General features: G+C 70.1%; 27 protein-coding genes. 8 read left to right on the top strand and 19 right to left on the bottom strand.

Features of this window, described 5'->3' with window-relative positions; genetic code table 11:
- Together AC1DYN_RS19370 and AC1DYN_RS19365 are read left to right on the top strand one after the other, a co-directional pair.
- On the top strand, positions 1–929 hold a 929-nt coding region (locus AC1DYN_RS19370), incomplete at its 5' end, for an aminotransferase-like domain-containing protein (protein ID WP_477962507.1).
- Positions 930–999: 70 nt separating this feature from the next.
- The gene (locus AC1DYN_RS19365) at positions 1,000–1,851 is read left to right on the top strand and encodes an NAD(P)H-binding protein (RefSeq protein WP_477962505.1); all 852 of its coding nucleotides are present in this window, start codon (positions 1,000–1,002) and stop codon (positions 1,849–1,851) included.
- Here AC1DYN_RS19365 and AC1DYN_RS19360 read toward each other — a convergent pair.
- The 4 genes from AC1DYN_RS19360 to AC1DYN_RS19345 form a co-directional block, all read right to left on the bottom strand.
- On the bottom strand, positions 1,848–3,056 hold the full coding sequence (locus tag AC1DYN_RS19360) for an MBL fold metallo-hydrolase (RefSeq protein ID WP_477962503.1): 1,209 nt from the start codon (positions 3,054–3,056) through the stop codon (positions 1,848–1,850). The two genes, AC1DYN_RS19365 and AC1DYN_RS19360, sit on opposite strands and share 4 nt — an antisense overlap.
- On the bottom strand, positions 3,046–3,729 hold the full coding sequence (locus AC1DYN_RS19355) for an NAD(P)H-binding protein (protein ID WP_477962501.1): 684 nt from the start codon (positions 3,727–3,729) through the stop codon (positions 3,046–3,048). The genes AC1DYN_RS19360 and AC1DYN_RS19355 overlap by 11 nt, the downstream gene beginning before the upstream one ends.
- The gene (locus AC1DYN_RS19350) at positions 3,726–4,682 is read right to left on the bottom strand and encodes an SDR family oxidoreductase (protein WP_477962499.1); all 957 of its coding nucleotides are present in this window, start codon (positions 4,680–4,682) and stop codon (positions 3,726–3,728) included. Before AC1DYN_RS19350 ends, AC1DYN_RS19355 begins: the two co-directional genes overlap by 4 nt.
- 61 nt (positions 4,683–4,743) lie before the next feature.
- A complete protein-coding gene (locus AC1DYN_RS19345; protein ID WP_477962497.1) occupies positions 4,744–5,322 on the bottom strand; it encodes a TetR/AcrR family transcriptional regulator in 579 nt (192 codons plus the stop codon).
- A gap of 83 nt (positions 5,323–5,405) precedes the next feature.
- On the opposite strand from AC1DYN_RS19345, the gene gmk reads away from it, so the two are divergent.
- From gmk to AC1DYN_RS19330, 3 genes are all read left to right on the top strand, one after another.
- Complete coding sequence (gene gmk / locus AC1DYN_RS19340; protein ID WP_477962495.1) at positions 5,406–6,026, top strand: guanylate kinase; 621 nt, start codon at positions 5,406–5,408, stop codon at positions 6,024–6,026.
- A 21-nt stretch (positions 6,027–6,047) separates the two neighbouring features.
- Entirely contained in the window at positions 6,048–6,251 is a 204-nt protein-coding gene (gene rpoZ / locus AC1DYN_RS19335; RefSeq protein WP_477962493.1) for a DNA-directed RNA polymerase subunit omega, read from the top strand.
- Between the two features lie 116 nt (positions 6,252–6,367).
- Complete coding sequence (locus tag AC1DYN_RS19330; RefSeq protein WP_477962491.1) at positions 6,368–8,659, top strand: RelA/SpoT family protein; 2,292 nt, start codon at positions 6,368–6,370, stop codon at positions 8,657–8,659.
- A 21-nt stretch (positions 8,660–8,680) separates the two neighbouring features.
- Here AC1DYN_RS19330 and greB read toward each other — a convergent pair whose 3' ends face one another.
- On the bottom strand, positions 8,681–9,235 hold the full coding sequence (greB, locus tag AC1DYN_RS19325; protein WP_477962489.1) for a transcription elongation factor GreB: 555 nt from the start codon (positions 9,233–9,235) through the stop codon (positions 8,681–8,683).
- A gap of 105 nt (positions 9,236–9,340) precedes the next feature.
- On the opposite strand from greB, the gene AC1DYN_RS19320 reads away from it, so the two are divergent.
- The 3 genes from AC1DYN_RS19320 (at position 9,341) to AC1DYN_RS19310 (ending at position 11,242) form a co-directional block, all read left to right on the top strand.
- The gene (locus tag AC1DYN_RS19320) at positions 9,341–9,967 is read left to right on the top strand and encodes a glutathione S-transferase family protein (protein ID WP_477962487.1); all 627 of its coding nucleotides are present in this window, start codon (positions 9,341–9,343) and stop codon (positions 9,965–9,967) included.
- Entirely contained in the window at positions 9,967–10,548 is a 582-nt protein-coding gene (locus AC1DYN_RS19315; protein WP_477962485.1) for a CGNR zinc finger domain-containing protein, read from the top strand. Before AC1DYN_RS19320 ends, AC1DYN_RS19315 begins: the two co-directional genes overlap by 1 nt.
- 73 nt (positions 10,549–10,621) lie before the next feature.
- Positions 10,622–11,242 (top strand): hypothetical protein, encoded by a 621-nt coding sequence (locus AC1DYN_RS19310; protein WP_477962483.1) that lies wholly within the window; start codon positions 10,622–10,624, stop codon positions 11,240–11,242.
- On the opposite strand, the gene AC1DYN_RS19305 is transcribed toward AC1DYN_RS19310, so the two are convergent.
- The 14 genes from AC1DYN_RS19305 to AC1DYN_RS19240 all read right to left on the bottom strand — a co-directional run bounded on the left by AC1DYN_RS19305 (position 11,220) and on the right by AC1DYN_RS19240 (position 22,078).
- A complete protein-coding gene (locus AC1DYN_RS19305) occupies positions 11,220–11,696 on the bottom strand; it encodes a hypothetical protein (RefSeq protein ID WP_477962482.1) in 477 nt (158 codons plus the stop codon). The two genes, AC1DYN_RS19310 and AC1DYN_RS19305, sit on opposite strands and share 23 nt — an antisense overlap.
- A gap of 41 nt (positions 11,697–11,737) precedes the next feature.
- Positions 11,738–12,505: an alpha/beta hydrolase gene (locus AC1DYN_RS19300; protein ID WP_477962480.1), complete on the bottom strand. Its 768-nt coding sequence runs from the start codon at positions 12,503–12,505 to the stop codon at positions 11,738–11,740.
- Complete coding sequence (locus tag AC1DYN_RS19295; RefSeq protein ID WP_477962478.1) at positions 12,499–13,017, bottom strand: O-acetyl-ADP-ribose deacetylase; 519 nt, start codon at positions 13,015–13,017, stop codon at positions 12,499–12,501. The genes AC1DYN_RS19300 and AC1DYN_RS19295 overlap by 7 nt, the downstream gene beginning before the upstream one ends.
- The gene (locus tag AC1DYN_RS19290; protein WP_477962476.1) at positions 13,017–13,532 is read right to left on the bottom strand and encodes a class IV adenylate cyclase; all 516 of its coding nucleotides are present in this window, start codon (positions 13,530–13,532) and stop codon (positions 13,017–13,019) included. The genes AC1DYN_RS19295 and AC1DYN_RS19290 overlap by 1 nt, the downstream gene beginning before the upstream one ends.
- Positions 13,533–13,565: 33 nt before the next feature.
- Entirely contained in the window at positions 13,566–13,796 is a 231-nt protein-coding gene (locus AC1DYN_RS19285; protein ID WP_477962474.1) for a DUF3565 domain-containing protein, read from the bottom strand.
- A gap of 1 nt (position 13,797) precedes the next feature.
- Positions 13,798–14,208: a VOC family protein gene (locus tag AC1DYN_RS19280; RefSeq protein ID WP_477962472.1), complete on the bottom strand. Its 411-nt coding sequence runs from the start codon at positions 14,206–14,208 to the stop codon at positions 13,798–13,800.
- An 84-nt stretch (positions 14,209–14,292) separates the two neighbouring features.
- Positions 14,293–14,769, bottom strand: coding sequence for a hypothetical protein (locus AC1DYN_RS19275; protein ID WP_477962470.1), 477 nt, complete (start codon positions 14,767–14,769; stop codon positions 14,293–14,295).
- A gap of 173 nt (positions 14,770–14,942) precedes the next feature.
- Positions 14,943–16,175 (bottom strand): MFS transporter, encoded by a 1,233-nt coding sequence (locus tag AC1DYN_RS19270; RefSeq protein ID WP_477962468.1) that lies wholly within the window; start codon positions 16,173–16,175, stop codon positions 14,943–14,945.
- 51 nt (positions 16,176–16,226) lie between these two features.
- Positions 16,227–16,652, bottom strand: a complete 426-nt coding sequence (locus AC1DYN_RS19265; protein ID WP_477962466.1) for an Rrf2 family transcriptional regulator — start codon at positions 16,650–16,652, stop codon at positions 16,227–16,229.
- 104 nt (positions 16,653–16,756) lie between these two features.
- Positions 16,757–17,416, bottom strand: a complete 660-nt coding sequence (locus AC1DYN_RS19260) for a hypothetical protein (RefSeq protein ID WP_477962464.1) — start codon at positions 17,414–17,416, stop codon at positions 16,757–16,759.
- A gap of 133 nt (positions 17,417–17,549) precedes the next feature.
- Positions 17,550–17,999 carry a DUF3052 domain-containing protein gene (locus AC1DYN_RS19255; RefSeq protein ID WP_477962462.1) on the bottom strand — a complete coding sequence of 150 codons (450 nt, stop codon included), beginning with the start codon at positions 17,997–17,999 and terminating at the stop codon, positions 17,550–17,552.
- Between the two features lie 17 nt (positions 18,000–18,016).
- The gene (locus AC1DYN_RS19250) at positions 18,017–19,585 is read right to left on the bottom strand and encodes a methyl-accepting chemotaxis protein (RefSeq protein ID WP_477962461.1); all 1,569 of its coding nucleotides are present in this window, start codon (positions 19,583–19,585) and stop codon (positions 18,017–18,019) included.
- A 76-nt stretch (positions 19,586–19,661) separates the two neighbouring features.
- Positions 19,662–20,987: a glucarate dehydratase gene (gene gudD, locus AC1DYN_RS19245; RefSeq protein WP_477962459.1), complete on the bottom strand. Its 1,326-nt coding sequence runs from the start codon at positions 20,985–20,987 to the stop codon at positions 19,662–19,664.
- A gap of 128 nt (positions 20,988–21,115) precedes the next feature.
- The gene (locus AC1DYN_RS19240; protein ID WP_477962457.1) at positions 21,116–22,078 is read right to left on the bottom strand and encodes a Bug family tripartite tricarboxylate transporter substrate binding protein; all 963 of its coding nucleotides are present in this window, start codon (positions 22,076–22,078) and stop codon (positions 21,116–21,118) included.
- Between the last annotated feature and the right edge of the window lie 75 nt (positions 22,079–22,153).

Below are 22,153 nucleotides of genomic sequence, written 5' to 3'. Positions count from 1 at the left end.
ATGTGTCGCACACCCGGGCCGTGGCCTGCGACGCGAGCAACGTCATCGTGACGGCCGGCGCGCAGCAGGCCTTCGACCTGCTGGCGCGCGTGCTCGTCACCCCCGGCCGCACGGTGGCCGCGCTCGAGAACCCGGGCTACCAGCCGCTGCACGCCTGCTTCGAGCGCGCCGGTGCGCTGCTGCACGACACGCCGGTCGACCAGCAGGGCCTGTGCGTCGACCGCCTGCCGCGCCGCGTCGACATCATCGGCGTCTCGCCATCGCACCAATCGCCGCTCGGCGTCACGATGTCGGCCCCGCGCCGCCACGCGCTGCTGGCGCACGCCCACGCCGCCGACGCGGTGGTCGTCGAGGACGACTACGACGGCGAGTTCCGCCTCGGCGGCCGCCCGCTCGATGCGCTGCAGACGCTCGACCGCGAGCAGCGTGTCTTCTACGTCGGCACCTTCTCGAAAAGCCTGTTCACGGGCCTGCGCATCGGCTTCATCGTCGCGCCGGCCTGGGCCGTGCCGGCACTGGTCGCCGCGCGGCTGGTGCACAACTGGCACGTGCCTGCAGTGAACCAGGCGACGCTGGCCGCCTTCATCGCCGAAGGCCACCTCGCACGCCACGTGCGGCGCATGCGCAGCGTCTACGCCGAGCGCCACGACACGCTGCTCGCGGCGCTGCGCAGGCACCTCGGCGACCGGCTGGTGCCGGTGCCCTCGCTGGCCGGGCTGCACCTGAGCGCCGCACTGCGGGCGCCGCAGCGCGCAGCAGACTGGCGCACGACGGCCGCGCAGGCCGGCATCCGCATCGACACGCTGGACGCGCAGGCCCGGCCGCCGTTGCGACTGAACGGCCTGGTGTTCGGCTACGGCCTGATCGAGACGGCCGACATCGAGCCCGCCATCGCCGCACTGGATCGCGCACTGAAGAAAGCGGCTTGACTCCTGAATGTGAGCATCTATCATGTTATCAACATGAGGATTGCTCATGTTCAAACACGAGGAGATCGAGATGACGACTGCACATGACATGGCTCCGGCAAAAACCGGCCTGACGCTGGTGCTGGGCGGCAACGGCAAGACCGGCCGCCGCGTGGTGGAACGGCTGCGCGCGCTGGGCCGCGCGGTGCGTGTGGGCTCGCGCTCAGCGCAGCCGGCCTTCGACTGGGAAGACCGGTCGACCTGGTCGGCGGCGCTGGATGGCGTCGAAGCTGTCTACGTGAGCTACCAGCCGGACCTGGCCGTGCCCGGCGCGCTGGCGACGGTGCAGGCGTTCTACGCCCGGGCGCTGGCCAGCGGGGCGACCCGGCTGGTGCTGCTGTCGGGACGTGGCGAAGCAGAGGCGCAGCAGGCCGAGCAGGCGCTGCAGGCCACGCGCGCCGACTGGACCATCCTGCGCGCGAGCTGGTTCTGCCAGAACTTCAGCGAGAGTTTCCTGCTGGAGCCGATCCAGGCCGGCGTGGTGGCCCTGCCGGTCGCGGACATCGGCGAGCCCTTCGTCGACGTCGAGGACATCGCCGAGGTGGCGGTGGCGGCACTCACGCAGCCGGGCCACATCGGCCAGCTGTACGAGCTGACCGGTCCGCGCGCGATCACCTTCTCGCAGGCGGTGCGCGAGATCGCGCAGGCCACCGGCCGCGACATCCGCTTCGAGCGGATCGCGCCCGAGGCCTTCCGCGCGGGGCTCGCCGAAGCGCAGCTGCCGGCGGACGTGGCCGACCTGGTGCTGTACCTGTTCACGACGGTGCTCGACGGCCGCAACCTGCCGCTGGCCGATGGCGTGCAGCGCGCACTCGGCCGCGCACCGCGCGACTTCGCCGACTACGTGCGGCGCACCGCCGCGTCCGGGCTCTGGGCTGCCTAGGAAGCCGTCGCGGCGGCCACGCAGGCCGGCAGCGCGACCCGGTCTTCCTGGCGGCCATTCTTCGTCGCGACGATCGGCTTCTCTGCCGCGCTGCGCCACGGCTGCACCGGCCACCAGCGTGCGACCGCGGGGTCGCGCCCGGGCTCGACGCTCTGCCCCGGCTGCGGCGCGAGCACGCTGACGCCCTGGCACGCGGCCGCTGCGAGCACCCGCTCGACCGGCTCGGTCCAGCCGTGGTGGGCCAGCGCGAACAGGCCCCAGTGCACCGGCATCATCAGCTTGCCGCGCACGCGCAGGTGGGCCTGCACCGCCTGCTCCGGGCCCAGGTGCCAGTCGGGCCAGTCGGCGTCGTATTGGCCGGCCTCGATCAGCGTCAGGTCGAACGGGCCGAGGCGGGCGCCGATGTCGCTCATCGCCGGGAACAGCCCGGTGTCGCCGGAGTAGTACACGCGGTGCTGCGGTCCCGCCAGCGCGAAGCCGCTCCAGAGCGTCTTGTCCGCCTGCGGGTTGACGCGGCCGGACGCATGGCGCGCCGGCGTCGAGGTGACCGTCAGCGTGCCCACCTGCGTCGCCTGCCACCAGTCCAGTTCGACGATGCGCTGCGCCGGCACGCCCCAGCCGCGCAGGTGGCCGCCGATGCCCAGCGGCACGACGAAGCGCGCGCCGCGGTCCAGCAGGGCCTTCACGGTCGGTGCGTCGAGGTGGTCGTAGTGATCGTGCGACACCAGCACCACGTCGACCGGCGGCAGCTTGTCGAGCGCGATCGGCGGCGCGAACCAGCGCTTCGGGCCGATCCAGCCCAGCGGCGACGGGCGCTCGCTCCAGATCGGGTCGACCAGCACCCGCGTGCCATCGATCTCCAGCAGAGTCGACGAATGGCCGAACCAGGTGACGCGCAGGCCGCTCGCGGGCAGCGTCGCCAGGGCCTCGCCGTCGCTGCGCCGCACCGGCACGGGAGCGTCGGGCGACTGGGCCGGCGCCGTCTCGAAGGCGCGCAGCAACGCGTCGGTCAGGTCGTTCCACATCGGCTGCGGATTGGCGAAGTGCCCGTCGTGCCATTGCGGCGAGGCTTCGACCACCGCCTGCTCGGCGGGCTCGCGGTGCAGCTGGCCGAAGCCGGTGCAGGCACTGGACAGCAGCAGGCCCACGCCTGACGCAGCGATCGCGAGGGCCCAGCCGGCCCGACGCCACCGGTCACGCCGCATGGTGGACTCCCCGGCTCAGCGCGTAGATCTCCGACACTTCCACCACGCGGCGCGCACCGGGTTCGCGGGCCACGGCCAGCATCGCGAGGCCGACGGATTCGGTCGTCAGCAGCCCGCGCGGGAAGAGCGCGCGCAGACCAGTCAGCAGCGGCCCGAGCACGACATAGAAGCCGTGGATCCAGCCGACCTTGGAGCGCGCGCCGTGCAGGGGCTGGATCACGCCGGGGCGGAACATGTACGCGCCGCGGAACGGCAACCGCATCAGCTCGTTCTCGGTGCGGCCCTTCACGCGGGCCCACATCGTGCGGCCCTGCTCGCTCCCGTCGGTGCCGGCACCCGACACGTAGACGAAGCTGAGCTGCGGGCTCAGCCGAGCCAGCGTGTTGGCGATCGACAGCGTCAGGTCCAGCGTCAGGCGCCGGTAGTCGGCCTCCTGCATGCCGAGCGACGACACGCCGAGGCAGAAGAAGCAGGCGTCGAGGCCACCCAGTTGCCCCTCGATCGCGGACAGGTCGAGCAGGTCCGCCTGCACCAGGCTGGTCAGCTTGGGGTGCTGCACCGCCAGCGGCGTGCGGCCGACGCTGATCACTTGCGTCACATCGGCGGCGCGCAGGCATTCGCGCAGCACGCCCTGGCCCACCATGCCGGTGGCGCCGAAGATCACGACCTTCATGCAGCACTCCTCAAGGCGACGGCGGGCCAATGCTCGCCGCTCAGTTGTTCGCTCACGGTCCACAGGCGGGCCGCGGCCGCTTCGTCGCGCGCCTGGCGGGCCACGACGGCGGGGTGCACCTGTCCCCTCATTTCAAAGAAACCGTCCGGACCATAGTAGGCCGCCGCCTGCGCATCGGGCGAGGCGGCGGCGAACAGCGTCGGCAATGCGCCTTCGGCCGCCGATTGCGCGAGCCACGGCTCCAGCAGCTTGCCGATGCGTTCCAGCAGTGGCGGGCTGCTGCGGCCCAGGCGCGGGCCGGCGCTCTGCAAGCCGGTGACGGCGTAGCCGGGGTGCGATGCGAGGCTCATCAGGCCCCAGCCTGCGCTGTCGCTGCGCCGCTGCAGCTCGAAGGCGAACATCAGCATCGCAAGCTTCGACTGGGCGTACGACGACCAGGCGCTGTAGCGGCGCTCCCCTTGCAGGTCGTCGAAATGGATCGCGCCGCTGCGGTGCGCAAGGCTGCTCAGGTTGACGACACGCGCGTGTCCGGCGCTGCGCAAGGCGGGCAGCAGCCGCGCGGTCAGCGCGAAGTGCGACAGGTAGTTGGTGCCGAACTGCAGCTCGAAGCCATCGGCCGTCGCATGGCGCGTGGGCGGTGCCATCACGCCGGCGTTGTTCACCAGCAGGTCGATCGACACGTACCGCTGCGTCAACCGGGCCGCCAGCTGGCGCACCGCCGCCAGGCTGCCCAGGTCGCAGGCTTCGAAGCGCAGCACGGCCGACGGATGCGCCGCCGCGATGCGCGCCGCAGCCACCCGGCCCTTCGCCGCATCGCGCCCGACCAGCACCACCTCGGCGCCGGCACCGGCCAGCGCCAGCGCGGTTTCGTAGCCCAGCCCACCGGTCGCACCGGTCACGACCGCCACGCGGCCTCGCTGGGAAGGAATGTCGTCAATGCGCCACGGCTTCATCGGGTTCTCCACAAAATAAGTGAGTAATCAAGCATTCATCAGGCAAAAAAAGGCGGCCACGTCAAGGCTGCGCGATGCCGCTCCAGAAAACCTCGAACCCGGCCTCGACGTAGTCGGTGCCGCTTCCATCGGCCGGCCCGGCCAGCACGTCCATCGTCGCGTCGGCCAGGCCGCTGAACATCGCGCCGATGAAGTGCACCGGCACGTCGCGGACGACCTTGCGGCGCACGCAGTCCTCGGCTTCGCGCAGCAACTCGACGAAGGGCGCACTGCCGGCCTCGCGCGTCTCGGGCGCGATGCGATCGGACACTCTCAGCTGGCCCATCACCTTGCACTTCAGCGGGCTCTTCATCGCCCAGTGCAGGTAGCGCGTCCAGACGTGGTGGAACTTGTCGCGCGCCGAGCCGCCGGCCGGATAGCCGCTGAGCATCGCGTCGGCGAGATCGAGCTTCAGTGCCCGGTACAGCTCGTTGACCAGCACGTCCTTGCTCGCGAAATAGGTGAACAGCGTGCCCTCGGCCACGCCGGCAGCCTTCGAGATCGCCGAGGTCGGCGTCGTCCATACGCCGCGAACGGCGAATTCCTCGATGGCGGCATCGAGGATGGCGTTGCGCTTGTCCTCGCTTCGGGGTCGGGCCACGGTCACCTTCAATTAATTGAGCAAGTACTCAATCATAATGAGCGACGCCGGCCCGGTCAAGCACTGGTGCAAAATCCCGCGCGATGGACTATCCCGGCAATCTTTTCGTGGTGGCGGCTCCCAGCGGTGCCGGCAAGTCGAGCCTCGTGAAGGCCTTGCTGGAGCTGGATTCGCACCTCGTGGTCTCGATCTCGCACACGACGCGCGCGCCGCGCGGGCAGGAGCAGGACGGCCGCGAATACCACTTCATCAGCGCCGACGCCTTCCGCGCCAAGATCGCGGCCGGCGACTTCTTCGAATGGGCCGAGGTGCACGGCAACCTGTACGGCACCTCGCGCCGCGAGATCGAGGAACGCATCGCCGGCGGCCAGGACGTCGTGCTCGAGATCGACTGGCAGGGCGCGCTGCAGATCAAGCGGCTGTTCCCGAATGCGATCCTGATCTTCATCCTGCCGCCCAGCTGGGAAGAGCTGGCGCAGCGCCTGAACCGCCGCGGCGAGGACCATCCCGACGTGATCGAGCAACGGCTGGCCAACGCACGCATCGAGGTGGCGCAAGCCCGACATTTCGACTTCGTTATAATCAACGCTCTCTTCGAGACGGCGCTCTTCGACCTGAAAGCGATCGTCCACTCGCAGCGCCTCAAGTACGCCGCACAGCAAAGAGGCAGACCCGCCGTCTTTGCGAACCTGAACCTCAGCTGATTCGCCTACCGGAGTACGTCCATGGCCCGCATCACCGTCGAAGACTGCCTGACCAAGATCCCGAACCGCTTCCAGCTGGTGCTGGCCGCCACCTACCGCGCGCGCATGCTGAGCCAGGGCCACGCGCCGAAGATCGAGACCAAGAACAAGCCCGTCGTGACCGCGCTGCGCGAGATCGCCGCCGGCGAGATCGGCATCGAGATGCTGCGCAAAGTGCCCGTCTGAGCGACCGGCGCCTTCATCAGCAACGGCCCTTCGGGGCCGTTCGTGTTTTCCCTCGCTCCATCCATCGCCCAGCCCATGCGGCGGCGTCGGGCGCCAATCCGCGATAAATTCCGGAGATGAATGCCCGTTCTTCGGCTGCTGCCCTGCGTGAAGCGCCCCCGGCCCCGGGCCGCGGCGACAGCACGCCGGTGCCGGCCGCCACGAAGGACGCCGCGGCCGCCTCGTTCGCCGCGCTGACCCACAAGCTCGACTACCTCGACGCCGCCGACATCAAGCGCGTGCGCGAGGCCTACCGCTTCGCCGACGAGGCCCACCTGGGCCAGTTCCGCGCCAGCGGCGAGCCCTACATCACCCACCCCATTGCCGTCGCCGGCCTGTGTGCCGACTGGAAGCTCGATGCGCAGGCCATCATGGCCGCGCTGATGCACGACGCGATGGAGGATTGCGGCGTCACCAAGGCCGAGCTGATTGAGCGTTTCGGCTCGTCCACCGCCGACCTGGTCGACGGCCTCACCAAGCTCGACAAGCTGCAGTTCTCGACGCGCGAGGAATCGCAGGCCGAATCGTTCCGCAAGATGCTGCTCGCGATGGCGCGCGACGTGCGCGTGATCCTGATCAAGCTGGCCGACCGGCTGCACAACATGCGCACGATGGACGCGATGGCGCCGGCCAAGCGCATGCGCATCGCACGCGAGACGCTCGACATCTACGCGCCGATCGCCCACCGCCTGGGCCTGAACCAGACCTACCGCGAGCTGCAGGAGCTGTCGTTCCAGCACACCCGGCCGTGGCGCCACGCGGCGCTGTCGAAGGCGGTGCTGCGCGCGCGCGGCTACCGGCGCGACATCGTCGAGCGCATCCAGCGCGAGGTCGAGAAGGCCTTTGCCGATTCGCCCATGCCGATGCACCAGAAGGTGCAGGTCTACGGCCGCGAGAAAACGCTGTTCTCGATCTACAGCAAGATGCGCGAGAAGCACTTCAGCTTCGCGCAGGTCAACGACATCTTCGGCTTCCGCATCGTCGTCGGCACGCTGCCCGAGTGCTACCTCGCGCTGGGCGTGCTGCACCAGCTGTACAAGCCGCTGCCGGGGCGCTTCAAGGACTACATCGCGATCCCGAAGGCCAACGGCTACCAGTCGCTGCACACCACGCTGGTGAGCCCGCTGGGCACGGCGGTCGAGTTCCAGATCCGCACCGAGCCGATGCATGCGGTGGCCGAGAAGGGCATCGCCGCGCACTGGATGTACAAGGCCGGCGGCGGCCACGCGCATGACGCGCAGCGCCTCGGGTCGATGTGGCTGCAGTCGCTGATCGACATCCAGGACGAGACGCGCGACGCCAACGAGTTCCTCGAGCACGTCAAGATCGACCTGTTCCCCGACGCGGTCTACGTGTTCACGCCGAAGTCGAAGATCATGGCGCTGCCGCGCGGCGCGACGCCGGTCGACTTCGCGTACGCGATCCACTCCGACGTCGGCGACCACTGCGTCGCGGCCAAGGTCAACGGCGACCCGGTCGCGCTGCGCACCGAGCTGCGCAGCGGCGACGTGGTCGAGGTCGTCACCGCACCCGGTGCGCGGCCCAACCCGGCCTGGCTGAACTTCGTGCGCACCGGCCGGGCGCGCTCGAAGATCCGGCACTACCTGAAGAACATGGAGCAGGAAGAATCGCAGCAGCTGGGCGAGAAGCTGCTCGCGCAGGCGCTGCGCGCCGAGGGCCTGAACCTGCCCACCAGCGACCCGGCCGATGGCGCGGCCGCCGCGCTGTGGCAGCAGCTCGCGCGCTGGAGCGGCAACCGCTCGCGCGCCGAGCTGCTGATCGACGTCGGCCTGGGCCGCAAGATCGCCACCATCGTCGCGAAGCGGCTGGCCCAGATGATGGGCGAGCGCGGCGAGCGCCCCGATGCGCTGACGCTGACGATGGGCCGCTACGCCTCCGACGACAACGCGCCGTCGCAGGGCCTGGTGGTGATCGACGGCAGCGAGGGCGCGTCGGTGCAGATGGCGCCGTGCTGCCGGCCGATCCCGGGCGACGCGATCGTCGGCTACCTCGGACGCGGCGAGGGCCTGCTGGTGCACACCGTCGACTGCTCCACCGCGAAGCGCCTGTTCGAGCGCGACAGCGAGCGCTGGATGACGGTCGAGTGGGCGGAAGAACCGGTGCGCGCCTTCGAGACCGGCGTGACGCTGCTGCTGAAGAACGGCAAGGGCGTGCTGGCCCAGGTGGCGGCCGCGGTCAGCGAGGCCGAGGCCGACATCACCCACATCGACATGGACGACGAGCCGGCGGCGCAGACGATCGAGTTGCGCCTGCTGCTGAGCGTGCGCGACCGGCTGCACCTGGCCGACGTGATGCGCACGCTGCGTCGCGCCGCGCCGGTGCTGCGCGTCACGCGCGTCAAGCCCTGACGACCCGGATTGGCATCCGGGTCAGGCCTTCGGATACGACACCTCCAGCACCTCGATCCGCTCCAATCCCCCCGGCGTCATCAGCTGCACCTCGTCGCCCACGCGCGCCTTCAGCAGCGCCCGCGCGATCGGCGCGATCCAGCTGACCTCGCCCTTGCTGCTGTCCGACTCGTCGATGCCTTTGATCGTGATCGTGCGCTCGTCGCCGCGCTCGTTCGCGTAGGTCACGGTCGCGCCGAAGAACACCTGGTCGTTGCCGTGGTGCAGCGACGGGTCGGCCACCTCGGCGATGTCGAGCCGCTTGGTCAGGAAGCGGATGCGGCGGTCGATCTCGCGCAGCCGCTTCTTGCCGTACAGGTAGTCGCCGTTCTCGGAGCGGTCGCCGTTCTTCGCCGCCCACGACACCACCTCGACCACCTTGGGCCGCTCGTCGTCGAGCAGCGTCAGCAGCTCGTGCCGCAGCGCCTGGTAGCCGGCCGGGGTGACGTAGTTGCGCGTGCCCTGCGGCAACGCGGGCAGGCCCACGTCGTCATCGTCGTCGTCGGATTCGGTCTCTTTGGTGAACGCCTTGCTCATGCCCGCAATTTGAACCCAYCAACAGGCCGCCATGCACGCAGGGTGATTGAATTGCCTAACCGGTTAGGCAGAATCAAGCCATTCCACGGCCAATCGGAGATCGCCATGTACACCTTGTTCGCCACCCCCGGATCCGTCGGCTGCGCGGCGGTCGACGCCGCCTTGCACCTGTGCGGCGTGCCGTTCGAGACCGTCGAGGCGGCCCCGTGGACCGAATCGCCCGGCCGCGATCGGCTGAAGGCCGCCAACCCGCTGGTGCAGGTCCCGACGCTGCAGGGCCCGTCCGGCGAACTGCTGACCGAGACCGCCGCGATCCTGATCCATCTCGGGCTCACGCACCCAGGCGCGCAGCTGCTGCCGGCCGATGCCGCGGCGCGCGCGCACGACCTGCGCGGCATGGTCTACCTGGTCGCCAACATCTATCCGGCGATCACGGTGATCGACTTCCCGGAGCGCTTCTGCGAGGCCTGCAGCGACGTCGACGCCCAGCGCATCCGCGCGCAGACGCGCAAGCACCTGCACGGCCTGTGGGAGGTGTTCGCCGACAGCTTCCCGCTGCCCGCTGACGCGCCGGGCGCGCTCGACCTGATGGCCGCGGCGCTGTCCAAGTGCTTCGGCACCCGCCCCCACCTCGCCCGGGCACGGCCGGCCTTCGCCGCCCGGCTCTCGCACATCGACGCCCACCCGCGCTTCGCCGCCACCGAGCAACGCTACTGGCCGGACAAGCGCTGATGGCGCCGGTGCCGGGCGTCTCGGCCGGCGTCGGCGGCACGCTGGCGCTGGAGTTCGCCAACACCGCCGGCGATCACCTGTCCGACACGCCGTCCGAGCGCCTGTTCAGCTGGGCCCGCTTCGCGCAGTGGTGCCTCGAACAGGACCTGGTCGATGCCCGCGGTGCCGCGGCGCTGAAGGCTTGCAGCGACGACCTGGCGCCGGTCACGGCCGTGCGCGATGCGGTGTTCCGCACCACCCTTGCGATCGCCGAGGCCACCAAGCCGCCGGCGGCCGCGCTGGCGCTGCTGAACGACCTGGCGGCCGGCGACGGCCCGCGCGTCAGCATCACGCAGGCGGGACTGCGCTGGCGCGGCAACGCCGACGACTCGGCCGCTGCGCTGCGCACGCTGCTGGCGCGCGAGGCGCTGTCGCTGTGCTGTTCGCCGCGCGCTGCGCGCATCCGGCTGTGCGCCGGCCCGCTGTGCGGCTGGCTGTTCCTCGACGACAGCCGCGGTGCGCCGCGCCGCTGGTGTTCGATGGGCGATTGCGGCAACCGCGCGAAGCTGCAGCGGCACTACCAGCGTCGCAAGGCCGGCTGAACTGCAACAGCGGTTCCCCTGCGGCGCCCCAGCGTGTACCCTTGGCGCTGTTGTCCGGCTTCCCCTCTCTCCCATGCGCCTGCTCTGGTCCCTGCCCCTCCTCGCCCTGCCGCTGATGGCCCAGGCCGCCCAGGCCACGGCGCCCGCCGACACCGCGAAGCCCGCAGAGCGCTGCGAGACCGCGGTTGCCGACACCATCCGCGAGATGCGTGGCAAGGAAGCGCGCGACATCGAGTTCATCGCCGCCCAGCGCTCGCTGCTGCCGGCCACCGGCGACGAGACGACGGTGAAGGGCGCCGGCCGCTACAAGACCGCGGCCACCGGCGTGCACGGCTTCACCTACCGCTGCGCCTACAACGCCGAATCCAACGAGACCTCGGGCGTCGTGTTCCGCGAGACCGCCAGCAGCCGGCCGGCCGCCGAGAAGGCCTGGGAGCCCGACCTGAGCAAGGTTTCGCCCGACACCTGCGAAACCGCGATCGCCGCGGCACTGAAGGACAAGTACCCGCGCGTCGGCCGCATCGCCTTCGATGCCGACACGCGCAAGCTGCTGCCGGCCCCGAACGACGACACCTGGCTCGATGGCCAGGGCGCGGTCGAGCGCGCGCCGGGGATGAGCTCGATCCCGTTCACCTACCGCTGCGCGTTCCAGGCGCGCACCGGGCGGCTGGTCAGCGCGCAGCCGCAGCCGTAGCCGAAGACGCCGCTGCCACCCGCGCGCGCGTGCCCGGGTGCAGCGCGGCCCACAGCCCGACAGCCCCGATCAGCACCCATGCGGCGCCCGCGACCGCGTCGTTGCGGCTGCCGAGCAGGCCCAGGCCCCAACCGATGAAGGGGGCCGCGATGTGCACGCCGAAGCCGACCACCGCGGCCTGCCAGGCCCAGCGCTGCAGCCCGATCGCGAGCACCGCCGTGACCCCGTGCAGCACCAGCATGTAGGCACCGAGCGCCAGCGCGATCACCCGCGGCGCCCCGTCCTGCTCGTACAGCCGCGCGCAGAAGTACAGGTAGCCGACGTTGCACAGCAGCAGGCACAGCGTGGCCACCTGCACCCGGTCGGGTGCGCGGGTCAGCGCCCAGAGGAGGGCCGCCAGGATGGCCAGCGTGAACGCGGCGCCGAGGGCGGCCAGCAGGATCAGCACGAACATGGGCGATGCGGTGGGCAGTGAAGAATGCCGCGCATTGTCGGTCAGCGCGACACGCCCGACCGCAGCAGCGGCAGGTAGGCGGGGAACTGCGAGATGTCGTTGTGCCCGGCACCGTCGATCACCTGCAGCGTCGCGATGCCGGGCGCGAAGCTCGCGAACAGGCGCTCGCTGCTGGCACGCGGGATCACCTCGTCCCGCTCGGCCACGAGCAGCAGCGTGGGCACCGCGAGGGCCGGTGCCAGGCGCCACGATTCGTACTTGTCCTGCAGCAGCCAGCGCACCGGGAACCCGCGGTACTGCGCAGCCGCCAGCTCCTGGATGCTGTCGTAGGGCRTCACCAGCACGAGGCGATCGACGGGCCGCTCGCGCGCCAGCTGCAACGCGATGCCGGTGCCCAGGCTGCGGCCGATCGCCGCGACCTGCGGATGCTGCGCCTTGACGAGGTCGAACAAGGCCAGCGCGTCGCGCTGCAGTGCCGCTTCGGACGGCGAGCCGCTGCTGCCGCCGTAGCCGCGGTAGTGCATCAGGTACAGCGCGTGCTCGGGAAAGGCCTGCGACAAGGCCGGCAGGCTCAAGGCCACGTCCTCGGCATTGCCGCCGAAGTAGACCAGCGCCCGCGGACCGGCATGCGGGCGCACCGACACCAGCACCTCGGCGTCGGGCACGCGCAGCGTCAACGGCGCCGTGGCCGCCGCCGACCGCGGCTGCGGAAAGTACAGGAACGAGCGCTGCAACGCATACAGCGCGGCGCACAGGCCGAGGTAGCCGAGGACCACGACCGCCAGCAGCCCGGCCAGCAGCTTCAGCATGCGGTGGCCTGGAGCACGCGCTCGTAGACCGACAGATCGCCGGCCGAGAAGCAGCAGAAGATCACCTGCTGCAGCGAGGGGAAGTTCGGCGCCTCGGCTCGCACGGTGCCGATCGCCACGGCGGCAGCCGCCTCGATCGGGTAACCGTAGATGCCGGTGCTGATGCTCGGGAACGCCATCACCTGTGCGCCCTTCGCCGCGGCCAGGGCGAGCGAGCACCGGTAGCATGACGCCAGCAGGTCCGGTTCGCCATGGCCGCCGCCACGCCACACCGGCCCGACGGTGTGGACGATGAAGCGCGCCGGCAGGCGGTATCCGCGCGTCAGCTTGGCTTCGCCAGTCTTGCAGCCGCCGAGCAGGCGGCATTCGTGCAGCAGGTCGGGGCCCGCGGCGCGGTGGATGGCGCCATCGACGCCGCCACCGCCCAGCAGCGAGGAGTTGGCGGCGTTGACGATGGCGTCGACCGCGAGGGTCGTGATGTCGGCTTGCCGGGCGAGCAGCTGGAGTGCCATCAGCGAAGCTGCCTCAGCAGGTCGACATACGCGCCCTCGACCAGCTGCGGCGGCGACACGTCGAGCCGCGCCATCAGCGCATGCGCCTCGGCCATGCCGGCCTGCGCCGGCTCGTCGTGCGCCAGCACGACCTCCAGCTCCAGGAAATCGCCCAGGCCCTCGACGCGGTCGAGGTGCACGCGCGTGCGTCCCACCAGGTACAGCGTGCGGTGCTTGCGCACCCTGCCGGCCTGGCCATGGGCCAGCGTCAGCGCTTCGCGCAGCGAGGCCGGGTCGGCGGTCGGCGAGCGCACGTAGAACGATTCCTTGGGGCCGGCCTGGTCGGCGCGGCGGTAGAAGATCAGCTCGCCGTCGGTGTCCGAGAAGCTGCGCAGCTTCAGGCGGCCGTTGGCGCAGCGGAAGAAGGTGTCGTCCTGCAGGATGGGGATCGGCCCCTGCTGCGCCAGCGCGGCAACGCGCGGCGCGAGGGCCTCGACGCTGGCGATGCGGGCCTTGATCTCGATGTTGCGGGCCATGGGCTGGAGCGGCAGTCTGCGGGGCTGCCCAGTCTACGGGCTGTCGCCGGGTGGTTCCAGCGGCCAGTCGCGCGCGGCACCTGCATCGCACTTGCGGCACGCCAGCATCCGGCCGAGCGTCGCCGCCCGGCCCTGCGGCGTGACGACCCACGGACGGCTCTGCCACGGCGGGTCGTGGCGCACGTGCTGGTTGTGGCCGCAGGCCAGGCGCGCGACCCAGTGGTGCTCCGCGTCCTGGTGGAAGCCGACGATCGGCTGGTCCATCTCACACCCGCGGCGGCGGCGTCGACGGGCCCAGGTCGCCGCGCGGCCCGGCCAGCACGACCACGTAGCCGTCCGGGTCGCGCAACCAGATCTCGCGGTGCTGCGCGTTCGGGTTGACCTCCGGTCCCTCCAGCACCTGCGCGGCCTGCTGGCGCACGCGCAGCACCGCGGCGTCGAAGTCCTCGGTCTCGAACCACAGCAGCGTGCCGTTGCCGCGCGCCTTGATGTCGGGCCGGCCGAGGTGCGGGTGGTGGTGCGCATCCCAGTGATGCAGCTGCATCACCATGCGCTCGCCCGACATCAGCTGTTCGTAGTCGGGGCCGCCGTGGCCGCTTCGCAGGCCCAGCACGCACTGGTACCAGCGGCTGCTCGATTCGACATCGCGCACGGCGATCAGGGGTTGGGGCGACATGGCTCGACGCGTTGGACGGAACGGTCGGGGGACTATGTCACAGGCCCCCGCCGGCCGTCATGCGGATGGCCCCAAGGACATCCGTCAGAGGTAGTGGACGGCCGCCCATCCGATCACGCCGGGCAGGGTGATCAGCAGCGCGACCACCCCCAGGCAACCGCGCTTGCCGCCGGCCGCGGAAGACGCGGGCGTGCGCTTGGCGCTCTTGGCCTGCTCGGCGTGCAGGGCCTGCTTCACCTGGTTCGCCTCGCGGCGCGCCATCATCGAGGCCGGCCCGTGCGTTCGGTTCTGGATCACCGATTGCGAGCCGCGCCAGCGCGTGTGGCAGGCATTGCAGAAGAACTTGCGCTCGCCCTGCTCGTAGGCCAGCAGCGTGCGGCGGGAATGCGTGAACTGCTTGGTGCAGTTGGCACAGGTGAAGCGCAGGTTGGCCGGCCCGCGCACGCCGGTGCCGCGGCCGACCGTGCGGGTCTGCCGGCGCCGCGCGCGCACGAACAGCAGGCCGGCGACGAAGGCGAGCGCAGCGACCAGGACGGCAAGCAGTTCGGGGCTGAAATCCATGAGAAGGCGATAACCGGTTCCATCAGGCAGGGCGGACGGGTGCCCGCGCAACGCGCGTCGATGCTAGCGGCTTGCAGGCCCCGGCGCGGCGGCCCGGGGGTTCACGCGGGGTAAGCGGCGTGTCGAAATGCCTGCGATCGGCCGGTTCGCGCCCGGCAATGTGGCGTATTCGGTCAGGCGGCAGCGCGTCGCGGACTGGCGCCGGCCCCGATCAGCACGGCGGCCAATGCCGACAGCCCACCCCCCAGCCACATCGCACCCGACACGCCGACGCCATCGACCGCCAACCCGCCGAACAGCGCCCCCGACGCGATCGCCACCTGGAACGCCGTGACGAGCAGCGCCTGGCCGGCCTCGGGCGCATCGGGCAAGGCTTCGAGCATCCAGGTCGTCATCGCCACCGGCATGAAACCGAACGCGATGCCCCAGGCCAGCGTCACCAGCGCGCCGCCGATCAGCCCGCTGCCGAACATCGCCGACACCAGCAGCGTCGCCGCGATCAAGGCGGCCGTGATGAACGCGATGCCGCGCGCGCCGCGGGCCGCCAGTCGCCCGCCGAAGAAGGTGCCGACGAAGCCGGCCACGCCGTAGACCAGCAGCAGCGGCGTCACGATCGCCGGCGGCTGGCCGAACACCTGCAGCAGCATCGGTGTCAGGTAGGTGTAGGCCGCGAAGTGCCCGGCCACCAGGAACAGCGTCACCAGCAGCCCCATGCGCGCCCCGCCGCGCACCAACGGCGTCAGCAGGTCGCGCAGCTTCGTCGCGCGGGCAGGGGGCATCGGCGACAGCAGCTTCAGCTGGAAGGCGAGCACGATCGCCGCCACCACCGCGGCCGCGCCGAAGGCCGCGCGCCAGCCGATCAGGTTGCTGAGCAGCGAGCCCGCCGGCACGCCGGCGACCGTGGCCACCGAGATGCCGGTGAGCACGTACGACATCGCCCGCGCTTGTTGCGCCGGCGGCACCAGGTAGGCGGTGGCGCCCGGCGCAAAGGTCCAGAAGCCGCCGACGCACAGGCCGAGCAGCAGCCGCGCGACCAGCATCGTCGCGAAGTTCGGCGCCAGCGCCGCGAGCAGGTTGGATGCGACCAGCAGCGCCGACAACGCGATCAGCACCGAGCGCCGGTCGAGCCGCCCCGACGCGACGATCAAGGCCGGCCCGGCAATCGCCGCGACCACGCCCGGCATCGTGACCATCAGTCCGGCCGTGCCTTCGGACACCTGCAGCGTGGCGGCGATGTTGGGCAGCAGCCCGATCGGCAGGAACTCGGTGGTGACGGTCGCGAAGGCGCCGACGCCCAGCGACGCGACCGCCAGCCATGCCGATGCAGGTGCATCCGCCGCCGCGCGAGGTGCCGCCAGCGCATCGGCACCTGCGCCATCGAGAGTGAGTTGTTCAGTGCGGGTCAAGGTTGATTCTCCAAAATGTGTATATCAAAATAACAATTACGCGAAAAAAATTCAGCGATCCTTGCGCACGCTCTTGACCACGTCGGCCAGCGTCTGCTGCGCGAGGCTTTGCTCGAAGCCGTGCTGCGCCTGCTGCAGCACGTCGACCATGCAGTCCTTGATGTTGCGGCTGACGCAGCAGGTCTTGTCGACCGGGTAGCTGTGGACGGCGATGCTCGCCGTCGCCTGGCTGGCCTGGTAGATGTCGAGCAGCGTGATCTTCGAAGCCGGCCGCGCCAGCGCGCACGCGCCGTTCTTGCCTCGCGTGGTGCTCACCAGGCCGGCCTTGACCAGCTTGGAGACCACGCGGCGCACGAAGCTCGGGTCGGCGTTGACGCTGCTGGCCAGCTCGGCCGAACGCAGCTCGTGCCCCTCTGCCGTGCCCAGCACCGCCATCACGTGCGACGCGACGGAGAACTGGACGTTGGCGTGTGACATTCTGTGATTCTCACTGACACATTAAAGACCTGTTCGACGAAGGGATTCGCCGCCGGCGGGCGGCGCGATCGTCACGCAGACGCGCGCCCGCCAATCCGCCATCCTCAGATGGACAGCATGTCCTTCTTCAGGCTGTCGACGCAGGTTTGCGCAGCGACTGCCAGTTCCTTCTTAAGGCGCGCGGCGTTGTTGCCGACCATTTCGTCATAGGTCGGCGCGCCCTCGTTGGTCTCCGGGATGCGCTTGCACAAACCTTCCGCGACGACCTGCTGGGTCTTGGTGTCGATGAGGCGCGCACGCGCCGAATAGATCAGGCGATAGTGCGTCCAGTCGGTTGCGAAATAGTTGAGGCTCCAGTTGATCGTGCGGACGTCGACGACGTAGTTGGCGGCCGAACCGACAGCGGCCACCACTTGGGCGATCTCTTCGCCGTTCGTCTTGATGGCGGGCTGGACCGCCTGCGCGCCATAGCGATCCTGCAGCGCGAGCGACAGCGCCGACGAGATGCCAGCGGCCGGGTCATCGATATTGCTGGCAGCCACGAGCTTGTTGCCCTCGCTGATCGCGACCACGGCGCCGATCAGCGCAAACGCGGCCTTCGTCGAAGTCATTGCCGCGAAATCGGGCTTGGTGCCATGCACCGTCGCGGCCACGGTCTGGCCCTTCAGCGAACTGCCGGCCTTGGCGTCGATCGGTTGCTGTCGAACCGTCGTGCATCCCGAGGCGAAGACGGATGCGAGGCTCAGGGTGGCAAGGATTCTCATGGGCAACGTGGCGATGGGGTTGAAGAAGCGGCCACGATTCTCCCTGACAGTCGGGATGTGTCCTGCCACCTTTGTCGTGACCGATTGCGCAATCGACGGTGCCCGCGCCGCCCGCCGAACGGATCCGATGGGTTCAACGCAGAGCCTTGCGAACCACCAGCTTCAAGCCCGACCAGGTGTCATCGACCGCGCAGACCTTGACGTCGACGAAGCCGAGCGGCAACGCGAGTTCGCGGATCGTGTCCTCGGTGATGTCGGTCGGCCGCTTCGAACTCTTCTTGGGCCAGGAGACCCACAGCATGGCGTCGGGCCGCAGGGTCTTGCGCAGGCGCTCGAGGTGGGCCGACAAGTCGGCGCGGCAGGTGACGAAGACGTGCGCAATGTCGGTCGTGGCCGAGGCCTGCCCGCAGAAGCGCACCTCGGGGGGCAACGGCATGAGCAGTTGCCGGTATTCAGGCGGCGCGCCCGAAACGGCCACCTCGGTGCCGTCCTTGATGCCGAGCTTCTTGGAGAGAGGCGTGCCGGAGTAGCCGGCGGGAGAGACGGTCTGCACGGTCTGGAGGCTACCAATGTTTGGCAGCATCACCAAGCCGCGCCGGCTCAGGCCGCCGCCATCCCCTGCCCGTTCAGCCTGAACGTCCCGATGATCCCGCTCAGCCGCAGCGCCTGGTCCTTCAGGCTTTCGGCCGCGGCGGCCGACTCTTCCACCAGCGCCGCGTTCTGCTGCGTCATCTGGTCGAGCTGGCTCACCGCGACGTTGACCTGGCCGATGCCCTGGCTCTGCTCGGTCGATGCGGCGCTGATCTCGCTGATCATGTCGGTCACGCGCTTCACGCTGACGACGATCTCGTCCATCGTCGTGCCGGCGTCCTGCACCAGGCGGCTGCCGGCCTCGACCTTGTCGACGCTCTGGCCGATCAGGCCCTTGATCTCGCGCGCCGCGTCGGCGCTGCGCTGCGCGAGGCTGCGCACCTCGGCCGCCACCACCGCGAAGCCGCGGCCCTGCTCGCCGGCACGGGCGGCCTCGACCGCAGCGTTCAGCGCCAGGATGTTGGTCTGGAACGCGATGCCGTCGATCACGCCGATGATGTCGGCGATCTTCTTCGAGCTGGTGTTGATCTCGTCCATCGTCGAGACCACCTGCGACACGACCGAGCCGCCGCGCTGCGCCACCTGCGCCGCCGACGAGGCCAGCTGCGAGGCCTGCGAGGCCGACTCGGCGCTCTGGCGCACCGTGCCGGTCAGCTGCTCCATCGACGCGGCCGATTGCTGCAGGTTGCTCGCGGCCTGCTCGGTGCGCGCGCTCAGGTCCTGGTTGCCGCTCGCGATCTGCGTGCTCGCGGTCGAGATGCCGTCGGCCACGCCGCGTACCTCGGCCAGCGTGCGCGTCAGCGCGCCGCGCATCGCGTCGATCGAGCGCAGCAGGCGGCCGGTCTCGTCCTGCGCGTAGCGGCCTTGCGGCGCGGCGCTCAGGTCCATGTGCGCGATCGCGTCGGCCATCGCTTCGGCGCGGCGCAGCGGCACCGTGATGCTGCGCGCCAGCCAGGTGGCGAGCGCCGCGCCGGCCAGCAGCATCAGCCCCGCGCTCGCCAGCAGCAGCAGCGTCGCGCTGGCGCGACGCGCCTCGGCGGCGCGCGCGCCGGCATCCAGCTGGTCGCGCTGCGAATTGCACAGCGCCTGCACCGCGTCGATGTACTCGCGCGACTTGGGCTCGAACTGCTCGGCAAACGCGCGCGCGGCGCCGTCGGCGTCGCCGGCCTTCTTCAGCTTGCTGACCTCTTCGCGCGCGCCGAGGTAAGCGCGGCGCAGCTCGCCGACCTTCGCGAACAGCGCCTGCTCCTGCGGCGTGTTCATCTGCAGCTCGATCTGCTTCTGCAGCTCGGTGGTCTGGCGGATCGACTCGGCGGTCGCGCCGGCGAAATATTCGACCAGGCTCGGGTCGCTGCTCTTCGCGATGGCGGCCGCACGCTGCACGCCCGAGGTGGTGTGGCGCAGCCAGTCCGACAGCGCGCGTTCGGTCTTCACGCTGTCGGAGACCATCACGTCGATGTCGGCGCCCACCTGGCGCAGCGTGCGAACCGCGTAGAGGCTGCTGGCCGCGGACAGGCCCAGGATCAGGCCGAGGACGACGGCAAGGCGTTTTCCGATGGAGAGGTTGGCGAGGGACATGAGGGTCAGATAAGGGGGAGTGACCGCCCCTTATCGACCGCTGGTCAGGCCACTTGAGTGCCGGTTCGTGACGTGTTCAACGGTCCAGCGCCGGCCGCTTCGGATCGAAGGCCCAACCGGGATGCAGGTACTGCATGGCCACCGCATCGTCGCGCGAGCCCAGGCCGTGCTGCAGGTACAGCTGGTGCGCCTTGTCGACCTCGGCCATGTCGAGCTCGACCCCCAGGCCCGGGCGCTTGGGCACCTGCACGTGGCCGCCCTCGATGCGCAGCGGCTCTTTGGTGATGCGCTGGCCGTCCTGCCAGATCCAGTGCGTGTCGATCGCGGTGACCTTGCCCGGCGCCGCGGCGCCCACCTGCGTGAACATCGCGAGCGAGACGTCGAAGTGGTTGTTCGAGTGCGAGCCCCAGGTCAGGCCCCAGTCGCGGCAGGTCTGGGCCACGCGCACYGAGCCGGCCATGGTCCAGAAATGCGGATCGGCCAGCGGGATGTCGACCGACTGCAGCGCCAGCGCATGGCTCAGCTGGCGCCAGTCGGTCGCGATCATGTTGGTGGCGGTGGGCAGGCCGGTGGCGCGGCGGAACTCGGCCATCACCTCGCGGCCCGAGAAGCCGGCCTCGGCGCCGCACGGGTCTTCGGCATAGGCGACGACGCCGCGCATGTCGCGCATCAGCCGGATCGCATCCTTCAGCAGCCAGCCGCCGTTCGGGTCCAGCGTGATGCGGGCGGTGGGAAAGCGCTCGTGCAGCGCGCGGATCACCTCCACCTCTTCATCGCCGCGCAACACGCCGCCCTTCAGCTTGAAGTCGTTGAAGCCGTAGCGGGCCCGCGCGGCCTCGGCCAGGCGCACGATGGCGGCGGCGTCCATCGCCTTCTCGTGGCGCAGGCGCTGCCAGTCGTCGGCAGCGTCGGCTTCGCGCGCGTACGGCAGGTCGGTCTTGTCGCGGTCGCCGACGAAGAACAGGTAGCCCAGCATCTCGACCGCATCGCGCTGCTGGCCTTCGCCGAGCAGCGCGGCCACCGGCACGCCCAGGTGCTGGCCCAGCAGGTCGAGCAATGCCGACTCGATGGCGGTGACGGCGTGGATGGTGGTGCGCAGGTCGAAGGTCTGCAGTCCGCGGCCGCCGCTGTCGCGGTCGGCGAACTGGCGCTGCACGGCTTGCAGCACCTGCTGGTGGTTGCCGAGCGGCTGGCCGACGACGAGCGGGCTCGCATCCTCGAGCGTCTGGCGGATCTTCTCGCCGCCGGGCACCTCGCCGACGCCGGTGTTGCCGGCGCTGTCGGTGAGGATCAGCAGGTTGCGCGTGAAGAACGGGCCATGGGCGCCGCTCAGGTTGAGCAGCATGCCGTCGCGCCCGGCGATCGGGATGGCGCGCAGCGAGGTGATCTTGGGAGCAGGCATGGATTCAAGCTGTTGGAGGTTTGAGGCACAAAACCCGGATTGGCATCCGGGCTACGAGGAGGATCCGGCTTTGCCGGGCCGATGCGAGGCGCCCCTTGGGGGCAGGAGCGCAGCGATTGGGGGGCCATTCAGTCTGCAGTGATTTTTCCGGTGTCGATGACGGTCTTCCAGCGTGCGAATTCCTTCTGCTGGAAAGCGGTGAACTGCGCCGGCGTGTTGCCGACGATCTCGAAGCCGACCGACGTGAACTGCTGCTTCACCTGCGGATCGTTCAGCGCGGCGACGATGGCGGCATGCGCCTTCGTGCGCACGTCGGCCGGCAGGCCCTTCGGCGCGGCGATGCCCTGCCACGAGTAGACGGCGAGGTTCTTCACACCCACCTCGTCGAAGGTCGGCACCTCCGGCAGCACCGGCGAGCGCTTGTCGCCGGTGACGGCCAATGCGCGCAGCTTGCCGGCCCGGATGTGCTGCAGCACCGCGTTGACGTTCTGGAACGAGGCGTCCACCTGGCCGCCCAGCAGGTCGGWGATSGCSGGTGCGCCGCCCTTGTACGGGATGTGCGAGCCGCTGGTGCCGGTCTGCTGCCAGAACAGCTCGGCCGTCAGGTGGTCGCTCGAGCCATTGCCCGACGACGCGAACGTCATCTTGCCGGGGTTGCCCTTCTCGAACGCGATGACATCGGCCACGCTCTTGTGCGGCGAGGCCGCAGGCACCACCAGCACGTTGGGCGCCTGCACCGCGATCGTGATCAGGTCGAAGTCGTGCAGCGCGTCGTACTGCACGCCCTTGATCAGGTGCGGTGCGATCACCAGCGGGCCGAGCGAGGTGACCAGGAAGATGCTGCCGTCCGGTGGCGAACGCTTCACCTGCGCGGCGCCGATCGTGCCGGTGGCACCGGCCTTGTTGTCGACGATGAAGTTCTGCTTCAAGGCTTCGCCCAGCTTGGGCGCGATCGCGCGGGCCACCGAGTCGGTCGAGCCGCCGGGCGGGAACGGCACCAGCAGCGTGACGGGCTTGTCGGGCCAGGCCTGGGCCTGGGCGCCGGTGATGGAAGCGCAGGCAAGAGCCAGCGCGAGAAGAAGCTTGGGCATGAAACGTCTCCAGCAGGTTCGGTCTGATTGTTAACGTTAACAATACGCCTTCTGAAAGACCTCTTGCGCAAGGGT

The sequence above is a fragment of the Rhizobacter sp. P2_D12 genome (assembly GCF_056404395.1).
Note: the sequence above shows the minus strand (reverse complement) of the source record. Positions and strands in the feature narration are given on the sequence as shown.

Bases quoted from the DNA above. Each gene is read 5' to 3' on its own strand.
- AC1DYN_RS19280 (WP_477962472.1), bottom strand. From the start codon at position 14,208: ATGTCGCCCCAACCCCTGATCGCCGTGCGCGATGTCGAATCGAGCAGC.
- rpoZ (WP_477962493.1), top strand. From the start codon at position 6,048: ATGGCCCGCATCACCGTCGAAGACTGCCTGACCAAGATCCCGAACCGC.
- AC1DYN_RS19295 (WP_477962478.1), bottom strand. From the start codon at position 13,017: ATGGCACTCCAGCTGCTCGCCCGGCAAGCCGACATCACGACCCTCGCG.
- AC1DYN_RS19285 (WP_477962474.1), bottom strand. From the start codon at position 13,796: ATGGACCAGCCGATCGTCGGCTTCCACCAGGACGCGGAGCACCACTGG.
- AC1DYN_RS19350 (WP_477962499.1), bottom strand. From the start codon at position 4,682: ATGAAGCCGTGGCGCATTGACGACATTCCTTCCCAGCGAGGCCGCGTG.
- AC1DYN_RS19360 (WP_477962503.1), bottom strand. From the start codon at position 3,056: ATGCGGCGTGACCGGTGGCGTCGGGCCGGCTGGGCCCTCGCGATCGCT.
- AC1DYN_RS19310 (WP_477962483.1), top strand. From the start codon at position 10,622: ATGCGCCTGCTCTGGTCCCTGCCCCTCCTCGCCCTGCCGCTGATGGCC.
- AC1DYN_RS19315 (WP_477962485.1), top strand. From the start codon at position 9,967: ATGGCGCCGGTGCCGGGCGTCTCGGCCGGCGTCGGCGGCACGCTGGCG.
- AC1DYN_RS19355 (WP_477962501.1), bottom strand. From the start codon at position 3,729: ATGAAGGTCGTGATCTTCGGCGCCACCGGCATGGTGGGCCAGGGCGTG.
- gmk (WP_477962495.1), top strand. From the start codon at position 5,406: ATGGACTATCCCGGCAATCTTTTCGTGGTGGCGGCTCCCAGCGGTGCC.
- AC1DYN_RS19260 (WP_477962464.1), bottom strand. From the start codon at position 17,416: ATGAGAATCCTTGCCACCCTGAGCCTCGCATCCGTCTTCGCCTCGGGA.
- AC1DYN_RS19290 (WP_477962476.1), bottom strand. From the start codon at position 13,532: ATGGCCCGCAACATCGAGATCAAGGCCCGCATCGCCAGCGTCGAGGCC.
- AC1DYN_RS19275 (WP_477962470.1), bottom strand. From the start codon at position 14,769: ATGGATTTCAGCCCCGAACTGCTTGCCGTCCTGGTCGCTGCGCTCGCC.
- AC1DYN_RS19330 (WP_477962491.1), top strand. From the start codon at position 6,368: ATGAATGCCCGTTCTTCGGCTGCTGCCCTGCGTGAAGCGCCCCCGGCC.
- AC1DYN_RS19305 (WP_477962482.1), bottom strand. From the start codon at position 11,696: ATGTTCGTGCTGATCCTGCTGGCCGCCCTCGGCGCCGCGTTCACGCTG.
- AC1DYN_RS19320 (WP_477962487.1), top strand. From the start codon at position 9,341: ATGTACACCTTGTTCGCCACCCCCGGATCCGTCGGCTGCGCGGCGGTC.
- AC1DYN_RS19255 (WP_477962462.1), bottom strand. From the start codon at position 17,999: ATGCTGCCAAACATTGGTAGCCTCCAGACCGTGCAGACCGTCTCTCCC.
- AC1DYN_RS19265 (WP_477962466.1), bottom strand. From the start codon at position 16,652: ATGTCACACGCCAACGTCCAGTTCTCCGTCGCGTCGCACGTGATGGCG.
- greB (WP_477962489.1), bottom strand. From the start codon at position 9,235: ATGAGCAAGGCGTTCACCAAAGAGACCGAATCCGACGACGACGATGAC.
- AC1DYN_RS19250 (WP_477962461.1), bottom strand. From the start codon at position 19,585: ATGTCCCTCGCCAACCTCTCCATCGGAAAACGCCTTGCCGTCGTCCTC.
- AC1DYN_RS19365 (WP_477962505.1), top strand. From the start codon at position 1,000: ATGACGACTGCACATGACATGGCTCCGGCAAAAACCGGCCTGACGCTG.